The sequence below is a fragment of the Bradyrhizobium sp. SZCCHNS3002 genome (assembly GCF_032377435.1).
GTDB lineage: Bacteria > Pseudomonadota > Alphaproteobacteria > Rhizobiales > Xanthobacteraceae > Bradyrhizobium.
In genome coordinates, this window is record NZ_JAUHHY010000011.1 from 1 (window position 1) to 13,409 (window position 13,409).

At 66.1% G+C, this 13,409-nt stretch carries 12 protein-coding genes; 3 read left to right on the forward strand and 9 right to left on the reverse strand.

Translation table 11 applies throughout. The annotated features are described in order from the left end of the window. Positions 1–911 precede the first annotated feature (911 nt). From QW845_RS22945 to QW845_RS22965, 5 genes are all read right to left on the reverse strand, one after another. Positions 912–1,424, reverse strand: coding sequence for a GNAT family protein (locus QW845_RS22945; RefSeq protein ID WP_315803806.1), 513 nt, complete (start codon positions 1,422–1,424; stop codon positions 912–914). 173 nt (positions 1,425–1,597) lie between these two features. After that, complete coding sequence (locus QW845_RS22950; RefSeq protein WP_315803807.1) at positions 1,598–1,855, reverse strand: hypothetical protein; 258 nt, start codon at positions 1,853–1,855, stop codon at positions 1,598–1,600. A 43-nt stretch (positions 1,856–1,898) separates the two neighbouring features. Beyond that, positions 1,899–3,188: a flavodoxin-dependent (E)-4-hydroxy-3-methylbut-2-enyl-diphosphate synthase gene (gene ispG / locus QW845_RS22955; protein ID WP_315803808.1), complete on the reverse strand. Its 1,290-nt coding sequence runs from the start codon at positions 3,186–3,188 to the stop codon at positions 1,899–1,901. A 13-nt stretch (positions 3,189–3,201) separates the two neighbouring features. Next, positions 3,202–4,155 (reverse strand): DMT family transporter, encoded by a 954-nt coding sequence (locus QW845_RS22960; protein WP_315803970.1) that lies wholly within the window; start codon positions 4,153–4,155, stop codon positions 3,202–3,204. Positions 4,156–4,382: 227 nt separating this feature from the next. Then, positions 4,383–4,874, reverse strand: a complete 492-nt coding sequence (locus QW845_RS22965) for a Fur family transcriptional regulator (protein ID WP_315803809.1) — start codon at positions 4,872–4,874, stop codon at positions 4,383–4,385. A gap of 174 nt (positions 4,875–5,048) precedes the next feature. Between QW845_RS22965 and QW845_RS22970 the strand changes: the two genes are divergently transcribed. The 3 genes from QW845_RS22970 to QW845_RS22980 are packed head-to-tail and all read left to right on the forward strand — an operon-like array spanning position 5,049 to position 8,239. Beyond that, positions 5,049–5,528: a MarR family transcriptional regulator gene (locus QW845_RS22970; protein WP_315803810.1), complete on the forward strand. Its 480-nt coding sequence runs from the start codon at positions 5,049–5,051 to the stop codon at positions 5,526–5,528. Further along, entirely contained in the window at positions 5,521–6,678 is a 1,158-nt protein-coding gene (locus QW845_RS22975) for an HlyD family secretion protein (RefSeq protein WP_315803811.1), read from the forward strand. Before QW845_RS22970 ends, QW845_RS22975 begins: the two co-directional genes overlap by 8 nt. A 4-nt stretch (positions 6,679–6,682) precedes the next feature. Then, positions 6,683–8,239: a DHA2 family efflux MFS transporter permease subunit gene (locus tag QW845_RS22980; RefSeq protein ID WP_315803812.1), complete on the forward strand. Its 1,557-nt coding sequence runs from the start codon at positions 6,683–6,685 to the stop codon at positions 8,237–8,239. A 263-nt stretch (positions 8,240–8,502) separates the two neighbouring features. Here the strand turns inward: QW845_RS22980 and QW845_RS22985 are convergent, their stop codons facing one another. The 4 genes from QW845_RS22985 to QW845_RS23000 all read right to left on the reverse strand — a co-directional run bounded on the left by QW845_RS22985 (position 8,503) and on the right by QW845_RS23000 (position 13,402). Then, a complete protein-coding gene (locus QW845_RS22985; RefSeq protein ID WP_315803813.1) occupies positions 8,503–10,197 on the reverse strand; it encodes a flotillin family protein in 1,695 nt (564 codons plus the stop codon). A 36-nt stretch (positions 10,198–10,233) separates the two neighbouring features. Next, positions 10,234–10,884 (reverse strand): OB-fold-containig protein, encoded by a 651-nt coding sequence (locus QW845_RS22990; RefSeq protein ID WP_315803814.1) that lies wholly within the window; start codon positions 10,882–10,884, stop codon positions 10,234–10,236. A gap of 23 nt (positions 10,885–10,907) precedes the next feature. Beyond that, on the reverse strand, positions 10,908–12,089 hold the full coding sequence (locus tag QW845_RS22995) for a PspA/IM30 family protein (protein ID WP_315803971.1): 1,182 nt from the start codon (positions 12,087–12,089) through the stop codon (positions 10,908–10,910). 248 nt (positions 12,090–12,337) lie between these two features. Then, positions 12,338–13,402 carry a phosphotransferase gene (locus QW845_RS23000; RefSeq protein ID WP_315803815.1) on the reverse strand — a complete coding sequence of 355 codons (1,065 nt, stop codon included), beginning with the start codon at positions 13,400–13,402 and terminating at the stop codon, positions 12,338–12,340. Positions 13,403–13,409: the final 7 nt, after the last annotated feature.

Here is a 13,409-nt window from a genome sequence, read left to right on the forward strand (position 1 = left end):
CCCAAAAGTGTCAACCATGTCCCCGAACAGGTGTAAGCTATGTCTCCGGGCTAAACACTGCGCTCGCAATGACGTGGACGGAGCGGGGGTACAAATACGGCGACTGAGCTTGTAGACACAGCATCTCATCCTCGCGCCCGCTCTCGCGTCCGAGTGTTGATCCTCATGCCGCCCTCTCCAATCAGAGGGCGCAGGGAAGGCCGGGCCCCGACTGAGGCCCGTGGCCCGCCTGCGAAAAAAATGCAGGCGGCAGGAACCACAGGTTCAGCCGGACAAGACCCGGCCCTCCCTGCGCAATGGTTTTAACGGCTGCTTCGCACTCTCCCCGGGGACCGGGCTTTCTTGCCCCCGTCACCAGCGGATCATCACCGCCAGCTTGGCATCAGCATCGGGATGTCAGGACCATGCGACTTGACCGTCCGCGCCATGACGTTCGTCCGCAAGCACCGAGCTCACTGCGCCACGTCGCGTCCACCGCATCCCGCCTCCACGTTCGTGACGACCGCGAAGCGCCCCTCGTGAGCGAGGCGGGACGGGCGGAAACATCGATCTGATTTGCCCGACGGCACAAGGCCTGACAGCTGCGACATGGTAACGCGACGGGCAAAATTTTAGATTCGTAAGTGCTGGCGGCTTGCCGCGCGAGGAACGGCCGGTATGACCGATAGCCGACCACATCCTCCGCTGTCGTCCCGGCCTTGAGCCGGGACCCATAATCACAGGGCAGGGTGATAGCGAAGAAAGCAGCGGCAGCCTGCTCGACAACTGAGGTCGGTGGTATAGGTCTCGGCTCAAGGCTGGGACGACACTGTTGGCGCGGTAAGATCTCGCCAACAAACTTGCTCTTGTCTCACGTGGTCCGATCCGCCGCCCATCGCCGGTTCTCACCGCGCTCAACGTGGCAGCCTCTCTCACCGCTCGATCATCCAGCGCGTCACCGCCTGGTGGTAGTTCATCGGGCCAGGCACGGTCTTGTAGGTCTTCAAGTAGCGGAAACCCGCCTTCTGCAGCGCGCGGTTGGGGGCGGTGTTGTAGGCGTGCGGCTCGCAGAACAACTGCTTGAGCTGCAGCTTCTCGAAATACAGGTCGACGCTGCGGCTGACGCATGCGGCGCCGAGGCCGCGGCCGCGCAGCTCCGGCTCGGTGACGTGCAGATGCATGTGGGCGCGATTGCCGTAGACGATGCGGTCGCAGCTGGAGAAGCCGATCGGCCGGCCGTCGAGCCGCCAGATCACCAGCAGCGCCGCGCGCTCGGCGAGCGGCGTCGCGTAGAGCGTCTTGAACAGGCTGCTCCAGACCGCCCTGGTCGGCATCCGGGTCGGATCGATGCCCATCAGGTCGAGCTGCTCGATGCTCGACGCATAGAAGTAGTCGATGACCAGCGAGGTCTCGGCGAGCTCCATTTCACGGATATCGAGAGTCATCGAGGCGTCCCTTTTTCAGCAGGCCTCAAGGTGCTGATCATGCGGGCAGCAGTGGGGCGTGGCCGGCGGATCGTGCCGGTCACGGCAGCGGCGCGTAGCGGCTGATCCACGGATGAAAATTCCAGACTGAGGCGCGCGGCACAAGCAGCTGACGGTTGCAGGGCTGGCCGCTCTCAAGGTTGCACTTTGAAGAGGAGGTCGCTTTGCCGGCTCTTCCTCATGCTTTCGGCGCCCTGCGCCACGGCGAACGCGTATGCCGCGACCTGAATGATGCGCACGCTTGCTTCCCCATCGTCATGGCCGGGCTTGTCCCGGCCATCCACGTCGTTCGGCATCCTGGGAAAGACGTGGATGCCCGGGACAAGCCCGGGCATGACGGAGAAACTAATAAGCAGATGCTCGGGCAGCGATATGAAGCACAGCGCAATCATCCCAGAGACGCAGGAGGCGCCGCCGATTCAGATCCGGGCGCCCCTACTCCGCCGCGGTCACGCTTTCCGCAGCCTTGGCTCCGCTGCCGTAGCGCTGGTCGATGTAGTCGATCACCAGCGCCTTGAAGTCGGCGGCGATGGTCGGACCGCGCAGGGTGCGAAACTTCTTGCCGTCGACGAAGACGGGCGCGGCCGGGGCCTCGCCGGTGCCGGGCAGCGAGATGCCGATATTGGCGTGCTTGGATTCGCCGGGGCCGTTGACGATGCAACCCATGACGGCGACGTTGAGCGCTTCCACGCCCGGATATTGCGTCTTCCAGGCCGGCATCTCCTCGCGGATGAAGTCCTGGATCGAGCGCGCCAGCTCCTGGAACGTGGTCGATGTGGTGCGGCCGCAGCCCGGGCAGGCCGCGACCAGCGGCACGAAGGTGCGGAAGCCCATGGTCTGCAGCAGCTCCTGCGCGACCTGGACCTCGAGCGTGCGGTCGCCGCCGGGCTCCGGGGTCAGCGAGATGCGGATGGTGTCGCCGATGCCCTGCTGCAGCAGGATGCCGAGCGCGGCCGAGGAGGCGACGATGCCCTTCGAGCCCATGCCGGCCTCGGTGAGTCCGAGATGGATGGCGTAGTCGGAGCGCGCAGCGAGGTCCTGATACACCGCGATCAGGTCCTGCACGGCCGAGACCTTGGCCGAGAGGATGATGCGGTCCTTCGGCATGCCGAGCTCCTGCGCGCGCTCCGCCGAGTGCAGCGCCGACTGCACCATCGCCTCGCGCATCACCGCGCGCGCATCGCGCGGGTTTGCGGAGGCCGCGTTCTCGTCCATCAGCTTGCTGAGCAGCTCCTGATCGAGCGAACCCCAATTGGCGCCGATGCGCACCGGCTTGCCGTATTTGTTGGCGAGCTCGATGATGGTCGAGAACTGGGTGTCGCGCTTGTCCTTGAAGCCGACATTGCCGGGATTGATGCGGTATTTCGCCAGCGCCTCGGCGCAGGCGGGATAGTCGGTCAGCAGCTTGTGGCCGATGTAGTGGAAGTCGCCGATCAGGGGCGTGGTGATGCCGCGCTTGTCGAGCTGCTCGCGGATGTGCGGGACCGCGGCGGCGGCCTCGTCGCGATCCACGGTGATGCGGACCATCTCCGACCCGGCGCGCGCCAGCGCTGCGACCTGGGCCACCGTCTGCTCGACATCGGCGGTGTCGGTGTTGGTCATGGACTGGACCACGATCGGCGCCCCGCCGCCGACGGCGACGTTGCCGACCATGACTTTGGTGGTCTGATGCCGGGGAGCGGGTCCGGCGACATCGGTCTGGGTCAGTGTCTCGGGCTTGTTCATGGGCGCTCGGATATCAGGTTTTGGTGACATTCAGCAATGGATCAGTCGCGGCCAGGACCACGCGGTTCGGGCGGTTTACGAGAAAAAGCCCAATGATCACAAGCACGGCGGCGAGGCCGAAGGCCAGCGTCAGGGCGTCATGCAGGATGAAATAGCTCGCCACGACCCCGAATAAAGGGGTGATGAAGGTAAATGCCGACAATTTGCTGGCCGAATAGGCCTTCACCAGCGCGAACCACAGGGTAAAGGTGGTCCCGACCACCCAGATCGACTGGTAGGCCATCAGGCCGATCACGAACGGGCTGGGAACCTGATGGAGCCGTTCCCCGGCCAGCAGGGCTGCCGCCCCCAGGATCGGAATCGACATGGCAACCTGGTAGGACAGGGCCTTCTCCGGGGGGGCGAAGCGGAGCCGGGTGCCTTTTGCGACGACCGTGGTCGCGCCCCACAGCAACCCGCCCCCGACCACCATGAGGTCGCCGAGCAGCACGGTTCGATCGACATTGGCCTGGGGAACGCCGATCGCCAGCGCCACGCCCGCGAAACTGAGCGCCAAGCCCGACCATTGCATGGCGCCGAGCCGCTCGCCCAGGAAGCGGTAGGAGCCAAGCGCGACGAAGAACGGCGCGGTGTACAGGAACACGACCGCGCGAGAGGCGGACGTCAGCAGCAATCCGCCATAGATCAGCACGAACTCGACGCCGAACATCGTGCCGGCGATCAGGCCGGGGACGAGCGTGCCGTCGCGCTCGAACATCCTCACGCCGCGCACCCGGGCGATGAGCAGGAGGACGGGCAGCGCCCCGGCCGAGCGCAAGGTCGCCTGCAGCATCGGCGGAATCTCCGGTAGCGCCAGCTTGACCGCGATCTGGTTGAAGGCCCAGGAGATGCAGAGGACGAGAATGACGGCGATGGCGCCGGGGCCAAGGGGCCGGCTCGCGGCTGACGAGGTGGACGTTGCGGACACGAGGACGTGGACTCCCGAAAGCGTTTCCTTGTTGGACCGCAATTGAACCTGCGGTCAGCGTAGCCGCCAACCACCCGAGACGAGGCTGACGTGGCTGCTGCAACGGCACTGGTCACCTCGCCCCGCTGGCGGGGAAAAGGGGACGCACCACCCTCGCGGCAAGGTCATCGCATACGACGGTCGGTCACATGTGTACAGCTGTGCGACTTGAGCTCCAGTGACCGACCTCACGCCGCCTTCTGGCAATGGGCGCACAGCCCGGTGATCTCGACGACCGACAGTTTCGGTGTGAAGCCCGAAGCAGCGGCGGCGCTCTTGAGGCTTTCCGCGATCGGCGCGGCCGGAACCTCGCCCACGGCGCCGCAGCTCTCGCAGATCAGGAATGCCACCAGCGCGGTCTGTTCGTGGTCGTGAGCGCAGGCGAGGAAGGCGTTACGGCTTTCGATGCGGTGCACCAGACCGTTGGCCATCAGGAACTCGAGTGCGCGGTAGACCGTGATCGGCGCCGGCCGCGCGGCCACCTTGGCGAGTTCCTCGATGATCTCGTAGGCGCCGAGCGGCCGGTGGCTCGACAGCAGCGCCTCCAGCACCTGGCGGCGCTGCGGCGTGAACTTCTGGCCACGCTGGGCGCAGATGCGCTCGGCATGGTCCAAGGCATCGGCCGCGCAGCGGCCATGATCGTGGTCCGGCGCCGGGAAGGTGGGTTTTGCGAGGGTCATTGGCGACAATCTAGCATCTCGGGCCGCTCTCGCCAAAGGCCGCGGCCGAGCCATGCATCCTGAGCGGAGCGGGTGCGCTCGGCGGGGCCATGAAATATTCATAAGCTTGCTTATTATATCCGTGGCTCATTACAGCCAAAGCTTAGTTCCCTCCGATCCCGAATCGAGACCGCCATGAGCCGCACCTCCGCGGACGCCAACTTCCTGTTTACGCTCGGCGAGCTGCAGCGCCTGATGCGCGCCTATGCCGACAAGGAGGCCGCGCGCTTCGGCATGACCCGCGCGCAATGGGCCGTGCTGGCCAAGGTCGAGCGCAATGAGGGGATGAAGCAGTCGGAGCTGGCCGAGCAACTGGAGATGCAGCCGATCACGCTGACCCGGCTGATCGACAAGCTCGCCGAAGCCGGGCTGATCGAGCGCCGCGGCGACGACACCGACCGCCGCGTCAACAGGCTCTATCTGAAGAAGGCCGCCCGCCCGCTGCTCGCCAAGCTCGGCGTGCTCAAGGCCGAGCTGACCGACACCGCCCTTCAGGGCATCAGCGCCGGTGATGCCGAGCGGCTGATGACCCATCTCGAAGCCATCAAGGAAAACGTGAGAAACGCCCTGCAGTCGCTGTGCGACGAGCAGCGAAAGGAACAGCGCTATGGCTGAGCCCGCCCTGAAACTCGCCCCCGAACAGAAGGCCAGCCCGGATGCGGCGGCGCCCGCGGCCGCGGCCGCGAAGCCGGCGCGCCCCGGATTCCTGCGCCGCTACCGCCGCATCTTGCTGCTGGTCGTGCTGCCGCTCGTCGCCGCCATCGGCGGCCTCGTGCTGTATCTCAATGGCGGCCGCTACGTGACGACCGACGACGCCTATGTCGGCGCCCAGAAGGTGCTCATCACGCCCGATATCTCCGGCAAGATCGTCAAGGTCGTCGTCAAGGAAGGCCAGCAGGTGCAGAAGGGCGACGAGCTGTTCGAGATCGACCCCATGCCCTATCGCCTGGCGGTCGACCAGGCCAAGGCGGCGCTGGAGCAGGCGCGGACGAGCTATGAGAATCTCACCGCCAACATCAAGATCTACGGTCAGATGCTCGACCTCGCCCAGCAGGGCATCGAGCTCAAGCAGAAGGACGTCGAGCGCAAGCAGACGCTCGCCAAGAACAATTTCGGCTCGCAGCTCGACCTCGACAACGCCGCGAACGCACTGGTGACGGCGAGCGCGCAGGCGCAGTTCATCAAGCAGCAGCTGTCGAATGCCAGGACGCAACTGCTCGGCAATCCCGAGCTGCCGCTGGAGCAGTTTCCGCCGTACGTCCAGGCCAAGGCCAAGCTCGACGATACCCAGCGCGACCTCGACCACACCACCTTGCGCGCGCCGATGCCGGGCATCGCCACCCAGGTCGACCAGATCCAGCTCGGCCGCTTCGTCACCGCGGGCACGCCGGTCTTCTCGGTGATCGACATCGCCAATCCCTGGGTCGACGCCAATCCGAAGGAGAGCGACTTCACCTATGTCGCGGTCGGACAGCCGGTCGAGCTCGACGTCGACGCCTTCCCGAACCACCGCTTCAAGGGCACGGTCGGCTCGCTGTCGCCGGGCACCGGCGCGCAGTTCGCAATCCTGCCGCCGCAGAATGCGACCGGCAATTTCGTCAAGGTCGTGCAGCGCGTGCCCGTCAGAATCCATTTCGACAAGTCCGACAAGTTCGTCGCGAAGCTGAAGGCCGGCATGAGCGTCAACGTCTCGATCGACACCGGGCACGAGCGTTCGCTGGCCGGGCTGTTCGGATCGGCGCACGCGGCGGACAAGGACGAGTAGCGTCATGACCGCGCCAGCAGCCTCATCGGCGGTTCCGGGCCTGCGCCGGAACATGGTGACGATCTGCGCAATGACGGCGACGATCATGCAGGCGCTCGACACCACCATCGCCAACGTCGCGCTGCCGTACATGCAGGGCACCTTGTCGGCGTCGCAGGACCAGATCAACTGGGTGCTGACGTCCTACATCGTCGCCGCCGCGATCATGACCGCGCCGGTGGGATGGATCGCCAACCGCTTCGGCCGCAAGCGCACCTTCATCGTCTGCTCGGCCGGCTTCACCATCGCGTCCGTGATGTGCGGGCTGGCTCAGGACATCACGCAGATGGTGCTGTTCCGCCTGCTGCAGGGCGTGTTCGGTGCCTCGCTGGTGCCGCTGTCGCAGGCGGTGATGCTCGACTCCTACGCGCTGCATGAGCGCGCCAAGGCGATGGCCATCTGGGGCATGGGCGTGATGCTCGGCCCGATCATGGGGCCGTCGCTCGGCGCCTGGCTGACCGAGACCTATTCCTGGCACTGGGTGTTCTTCGTCAACCTGCCGTTCGGCGCCGTGACCGTGCTCGGCCTGATGGCGTTCATGGAGGAAACCAAGCCGAACGCGGAGCTGACCTTCGACTGGTTCGGCTTCGCCGCGCTCGCCATCGGCATCGGCTCGCTGCAGATCGCGCTCGACCGCGGCGAGGATCAGGGCTGGCTGGAGAGCAACGAGATCATCATCGAGTTCATCGTCGCCGGCGTCGGCTTCTATTATTTCCTGGCGCATTCGCTGACGACGAAGCGGCCGTTCATCCAGTTCGCGCTGTTCAAGGACCGCAACTTCGTCGGCGGCTGCGTGTTCATGACGGTGATGGGCTTGGTGCTGTTCTCGACCATGGCGCTGTCCTCGCCCTATCTGCAGAACGTCATCGGCTATCCCATCATCACCGCCGGCGTCCTGCTCGCGACCCGCGGCTGCGGCACCTTCGTCGCGATGATGCTGGTCGGCCGCCTGCTGCGCTACATCGAGGCGCGGACCTTGATCGTGGTCGGGCTGGCGCTGACGGCGCTGTCATTGTTCCAGATGACGGCGTGGACCGACCAGACCGGCGTGCCCGAGATCATCACCATCAGCATCATGCAGGGGTTCGGCTTCGGCCTCGTCTTTGTGCCGCTGTCGACCGTGGCGTTCCTGACGCTGCCGGGCGAGTTGCGCACGGATGGAACCTCGATGCTGACCCTGGTGCGAAATGTCGCAAGCTCGATCGGCATCTCCATCGCGATCGCGCAGCTCACCGAGGGAACGCGGCGCAACCACGCGATCCTGGTCGAGCACATCAATCCGTTCAATCACGCCCTGCAGATGCCCAATGTCGCCGGCCTGTTGAACCTGTCCACCGATGCCGGGCGCGCAATGGCCGACGCGATGGTCATGGTGCAGGCGCAGATCCTGGCCTTCTCGCACGACTACCAGCTGGTCATGACGTTCATCCTGGTGTCGATCCCGCTCGCGGTCATGATCGGCTCGACGCGCAGCGCGCTGCGCGCCCAGTCTGCCCCGGCCGACCACGCCGTGATGGAGTGACGCTTCCCCGTGACGGAAAATTCGCGTGCTGTTGAGACGCAGCGGGACCGGGATAGCAAAAAGGTGACCACGACGTGATGGATTTGTAACTTCAATCCGGCGCGTTTCCGGCTATCTTCTGTTCACCCCACTCGGTTCTCTGCGTATGAGTTGCGCGCAGAGACTGCACCTCATGAGCGCCCCACTCGTGATGTGCCGGGCGGGGGCGGTGGCTCCTCCAGCGCCGCCCCCAGCCCCGGGGCTTCCCTTTTCATGTGTCTTGCTTACGGCTTCTGCAGTGGCTCGATCTTCGGCCCGGCAGCGGTATTCGTCTCCGTGGCCGGCACGATCACACCCGCCAGCGCCTGCACCGGATCGTCGCCGGGCTTGAATCCGGACTGCACCAGGATCTCGTCGATCAAGGGCTTCAGCGCGTGCACGCGCAGCAGCTCGCCGGCGAGGCCTTCGCCGAAGCCGACATTGCCGCCAGCGCCGACATTGCCGTTGCCGCCGAAGGCGCCACCGGTGTGCAGGATGCGGACGTCCTTCAGGTTGGCGATCGGCTTGACCATCTCGCCGAGCGCGGCGGGCATGGTCGCGATGCGCTGCTTGGCGAGCTCGAAATCGATCACGTTGCTGCCGAGCTTGTTCTGCGCCTCGTTCTTCATCAGGATCACCGCGGCTTCCGCCTCGCCGATCTGGCGCACGCCGACGGCCTTGATCTTGTTGGCCTCGGCCTCCGCTTCGGCCAGGGTCTTCGCCGCCGCGCCGCGATCGACCGCGGCGCGCTTCTCGGCCTCGGCTGCAACGGTGATGCCGGTCGAGCGCTGCTCGGCCTCTTTCCGCGCCGCCATGACCGCGGTCTGACGCTCGCGATCGGCGATCTCGATGGCGCGCGCCGTCGTCACCTTTTCCTCCGCGGAGACCGCGAGCGCCTCGGCCGCCTTGGCGACCGCGCGGGCCTCCGAGGTTTCCTTGCTCTTGGTCGCGATCTGGATGTCGTTGTCCTGGGTGGCGATCTGGATCTCGCGGTCGGCGTCGGTCTTGCGGCGGTTGATCGCGAGATTGCTTTCGATCGCCGCGGTCTCGCGCACCTTCAATGCCTCGGCTTCGCGCTGGGCGATCTTCTGCTGCGCCTCGATGCGGGCATTCTCCTCGGTCTGCCACGCGGTCTGGGTGGCGCTCGCAACCTCGGCGCGGGTGCTCGCGGTCTTGTTGGCGATGTCGCGCTCCTGGCTGAGCTCGGCCTCCTTCTTGGTGCGCTCGATCGTCAGGGTGAGCTGGCGCGCCTCGAGGTCCTTCTGCGCAATCGCGACCTCGTTGTCGCGCACGATCGCGTTGCGGTCGCGGCGGCGGGTCTCGGTGACCGTTTTCAAGAGAGTGAGGCCTTCGGCGTCGAAGAAGTTCTCGGCGTTGAAGAACGAGATGTCGGTCTGGTCGAGCTTGGTCAGCGACACCGATTCCAGCTCCAGGCCGTTGGACTGCACGTCGGCCTCGACCGCGGCCTGGACGTGCTTGACGAAATCCGAGCGCTTCTCCTGCAGGTCCAACAGCTCCATCGTCGCCGCGACCGAGCGCAGTCCGTCGACGAACTTGGCCTCGACCTGGTCGCGCAGCAATTCGGCATTGTTGGTGACGGCGCCGAGCGTCTGCGCGGCCAGCGCGATCGAATCGACGTCGGGTTTCACGCGCACGTAGAATTCGGCGTCGATGTCCACGCGCATGCGGTCCTTGGTGATCAGCGAATCCTTCTTCGAGCGCTCGACGCGCAGCCGCAGCGTCTTCAGATTCACGCGCGCGATGGAGTGGAAGATCGGCAGCACCACGGCGCCGCCGTCGAGCACCACCTTCTTGCCGCCGAGGCCGGTGCGCACGAACGCCTCGTCGCGGGTGGAACGATGGTAGAGAACGGCAAAGACAGTGCCGAGAACGACCAGCAGCACAACGCCGATCGACGCAGGCAGAACCAGATCAAACATGGGATTTACTTTCGGGTTGAGGAAAGTGTCTTGGGGCTAAAGTGTCTTGGAGCTCGTGAGCTCGTCGGCTGCGGCGATCGCGATGAAGCGGCCGTCCTTGCGGTCGACGAGGAGAACCGACGCGCCCACCGGCAAGGCCGGTGAGTCCGGCGCGGCCGAGGCCGTCACCATGTGCCAATTGCCGTGGACGTCCTTGACGCGGACGCGGCCGGGCAGCCCGCCGTCGAGCGGGCCGACCGCGACCTCACCGGTGCGGCCGACGAGATCGGACAGGCCGACCGCATAGCTCTCATCCTGCGGGACCAGCCGCGCCGCATAGCGCGTCGAGCTGCGCAGCAGCGGCACGGTGACGACGGCGGCGAGCATGCCCGCGGCCGTTGGCGGCAGCGCCACCGCTACCAGCCGCGCGGCATCCTGGATGAGAAAACCCGTGATCGAGAAGATGCCGAGCGCGAGCAGGATGCAGATCATCAGCGGCACACCGCCGACATTGATCCAGGACAGCACGTGACCGACGCTGGTGCTGTCGCCGTCGTGACCGAGATCGACGGTCTGGCCGAGCAGCTCGCTGATCGACAGGCCGATCAGCATCGAGCCGATCTCGACGCCGCCGACCAGCACGATCATCACGGCGGCGATCGCGAACGGCCGCACCTCGGGTTGCATGAAATGGTCGACGATGGTCATGGGACGACGCGCCCCCTGCCCGTTCAATTCTGCGATTTCAGCCGTGCCAGCCGCTCGGCAATGTCCTTGTCGCGCTTCAGCTTCGACAATTCGTCGATGTCGGGCGACGGCGCGATGCCTTCCGGCACGCCGGTCGCGCGGGCGATGACGCGGGAGGCGCGCGCGGCCCTGGCGAGGCCGGTATCGCCCGACTTGCGCGATGTGGCCTTCGGCTGCTCGGCGAGCGCCTCGCTGCGCTCGAGCTCGACGAGACGCGCCTGCGCGTCCTGCAGGCTCGACAGGATCGCACGCAGCGTCGTGAGCACCGCATCGACGCGCTCGGCATTCTCGTCGATCGCCTTCGACAGCACCTCGAACTGGGCTTCGAGATCCATCTGCCGGGCGATGCCGGCGCGGGCGAGATCGTCGCGGTGCTCGGCGATGGCGACGCGGATCTGCTCAGCCAGCACGGTCGTCTCGCGCTCGATCTCGGCGCGGCGGGCGTTGAGCCGATATTCCTCGGCGCGCGCATGCGACAGGCTCTCGCGCGATTCGCGCTCGGCCTGCTCGATCTCGCGGATCGCCTGGCTGACCAGCGCGACCCGGTTCTTGTCCTCGGCCTTTTCGATCGCTCCATAGGCGATGCCGGCGATGAGGCGCCCGGCGCGTGACAGGAGCGTGTCGGGAGCCGGCGCGTGTTCGGCGAGCATGACGTGGTCCTTTCGTGGGCTGAGTGTTGAGGCGATATGAGCTTGCGACGTTGCGGTGACACCGAAATGGACTTCGAAGTCGTCTTGGGCGGTACGCACGAGCTGCGCCGGCGTCGCATGCGGCCAGCCCGCGGAATAGCCGGTCACTTCGAACGGGATCGTGAAGCGGCCGAGCGCAGTGCCGAGCGACAAGGTCCCCGCAGTCCTGACATTCACCAGGCGGTCGTCGAGCGGCAGCCGCAGGTTCGAAGCGGCGCGATAGGCCGCACGGTCGCGCAGGCCGAGCGTGACGAGGCGCGACGGCAGCCGGGTGGCCTTGCGGATCGGGTCGTAGGCATGGCCGTGCAGCGCGACGAGATTGGCGCCGACGCCTTTGCCAGCAGCGATCTCGTCGAGCATGTCCATCATCCGGGCATAGTCGGCGAAGGTCGCCTCGATCGCGTCCCGCGCCTCGGCGGAGAGGAGCAGACGGTAGCGAACAGCCTGATCGTACAAGCTTCCGAGCATGAAGAACATCAAAGCACGATTTATGTGCTTTAGCAAGCCGCCCTCCGGGCCGGGGACGCCGCATCTCTCCGTGACCATGCCAAACGCCATGCCCATGCCGATATGTCGCGCCGATGCCGGCCGGCGGTTTAAGGCCGGCGAACAATCTCTGGTGATCGTTAAGGAGACTGGTAGCTGCAACGGCAAGTGCACCGCGGTGACGTGTAGCGACAGGGACCTCGCCGCCTGCGTGCGGCCCTGTCATGGGGAAAGCGTCGTCAGTCCAGCAATTCGCGGCAGCCGAGATCGTCGAACGCAAGGAAGATCCGCTCGAGATTGTTCCACCAGATCACCGGCGGGAGCTGGATCGCCCATTGCCGGACCGGCTGGGCGATGTGCCAGAGCACAGCGAGACGATAGTCCTGATCGAGCGCCGCCCTGTCGTAACCGGTCACACCGCCTGCGACCAACGTCTGATGATAGCGGTCGAGCAACGGTCGCTCCATCCGCGCCCGCCGGTCGGGATAGATCTGCAGCGCGATCATGTAGGCGAGATCGTTCGCGGGCACGCCGATCCGCCACTGGTCGAAATCAAACGCGCGCACGTCGTCGCTGTCGGCGGCCTTCGGCACCAGGAAATTCCAGACATGCGCGTCGCCATGCAGAATGCTGAGGTTTCGCCGCGACAGATAGCGTTCCGAGAGCCGCGGCGTCGCCGCCATCAGGCGTTCGTAGACCGCGCGCCGGTCCGCGCTCAGGCGGTCTCCCAACTGATCGGCGAAGCGCTGATAGTGGCCGGCAAAGGTCCTGCCGCGCTCGTCGCGCTCGTCCGCGGTCGCGAAGCTGCCGATGGACACGCCAAGCCGCGGATCGTCCCACCACGCCGCATGCAGCCGCGCCAGCGCCCGCACGATCCCCTCGGCCTGGGGCAGAGAAGGCGGCAGCGGCCATGGCGTCGCGGTCTGGTGCGTGTCGGTGAGATCCTCGAGCAGCAAGTGCCAGGTGAGCGCGGCTTCGTCCCACGCGCCGCCGTAGGAGCCCGGCACCAGGCCCGTCGGCATGAGCCGCGCCAGATCGCGATAGAAGTTGACCTCGTGGCGACCGCCCCGCCACAGCGTCTTGGCGAAGGCCGGCATCGGGATTTTCAGGATCAGCGCCTTCGGCGCATCCGGGGCCGCGCCGCGATAGGACAAACCAAGGCGGATGATGCGCGACAGCAGCATCGGCCGGTCGCTGATCACGGCGACGTCCGAGACCGCACCGGACTGGAGCACACCCGCCTCGCGCATCGTCGCCGTCAACGCGGCAGGCTCGGCGACGGACGGCAAGTCGGTGGAGGACATGTGGGCG

What these genes read in the sequence shown, in the direction of transcription:
- QW845_RS22945 (WP_315803806.1), bottom strand. Translation starts at nt 1,424, where the DNA reads ATGACTCTCGATATCCGTGAAATGGAGCTCGCCGAGACCTCGCTGGTC.
- QW845_RS22950 (WP_315803807.1), bottom strand. Translation starts at nt 1,855, where the DNA reads ATGATTGCGCTGTGCTTCATATCGCTGCCCGAGCATCTGCTTATTAGT.
- ispG (WP_315803808.1), bottom strand. Translation starts at nt 3,188, where the DNA reads ATGAACAAGCCCGAGACACTGACCCAGACCGATGTCGCCGGACCCGCT.
- QW845_RS22965 (WP_315803809.1), bottom strand. Translation starts at nt 4,874, where the DNA reads ATGACCCTCGCAAAACCCACCTTCCCGGCGCCGGACCACGATCATGGC.
- QW845_RS22970 (WP_315803810.1), top strand. Translation starts at nt 5,049, where the DNA reads ATGAGCCGCACCTCCGCGGACGCCAACTTCCTGTTTACGCTCGGCGAG.
- QW845_RS22975 (WP_315803811.1), top strand. Translation starts at nt 5,521, where the DNA reads ATGGCTGAGCCCGCCCTGAAACTCGCCCCCGAACAGAAGGCCAGCCCG.
- QW845_RS22980 (WP_315803812.1), top strand. Translation starts at nt 6,683, where the DNA reads ATGACCGCGCCAGCAGCCTCATCGGCGGTTCCGGGCCTGCGCCGGAAC.
- QW845_RS22985 (WP_315803813.1), bottom strand. Translation starts at nt 10,197, where the DNA reads ATGTTTGATCTGGTTCTGCCTGCGTCGATCGGCGTTGTGCTGCTGGTC.
- QW845_RS22990 (WP_315803814.1), bottom strand. Translation starts at nt 10,884, where the DNA reads ATGACCATCGTCGACCATTTCATGCAACCCGAGGTGCGGCCGTTCGCG.
- QW845_RS22995 (WP_315803971.1), bottom strand. Translation starts at nt 12,089, where the DNA reads ATGTTCTTCATGCTCGGAAGCTTGTACGATCAGGCTGTTCGCTACCGT.
- QW845_RS23000 (WP_315803815.1), bottom strand. Translation starts at nt 13,402, where the DNA reads ATGTCCTCCACCGACTTGCCGTCCGTCGCCGAGCCTGCCGCGTTGACG.